Origin of the sequence: Pseudoalteromonas sp. SIMBA_162, from assembly GCF_046535955.1 — a bacterium.
GTDB classification, from domain to species: Bacteria; Pseudomonadota; Gammaproteobacteria; order Enterobacterales; family Alteromonadaceae; genus Pseudoalteromonas; species Pseudoalteromonas marina.
Map to the genome: position 1 here is coordinate 1 of NZ_JAWJBQ010000556.1, position 264 is coordinate 264.

At 64.8% G+C, this 264-nt stretch carries 1 protein-coding gene; it reads right to left on the reverse strand.

The annotated features are described in order from the left end of the window. On the reverse strand, positions 1 to 224 hold a 224-nt coding region (locus R0J88_RS20895), incomplete at its 3' end, for a DNA repair ATPase (RefSeq protein ID WP_410901009.1). Positions 225 to 264 lie beyond the last annotated feature (40 nt).

Consider the following 264-nt stretch of genomic DNA (forward strand, 5'->3'; position numbering starts at 1 on the left):
CGGGCGATGCAGTTGTTCTCGGTACGGATGCGCACCCGCCCGACCACTTCCATGCGGCTGTTGCCAAACTCGTCGAGACGCCTCTGGTTGAGGTCGTCGGTGGTGGCCCGCAGGCGCTGGCCCTGGTCCAGCAGGCGCTTGTGCAGCACCTCATAGGCGCCGCCTTCGGCGACAGCCTTGTCCAATACGTCCTGCGGGGGAGTTGCGACTTGAGCGTCCGACATCGTGGCCTTCCTGGATCTACGGCGGTGTGCAAAAAAGCGG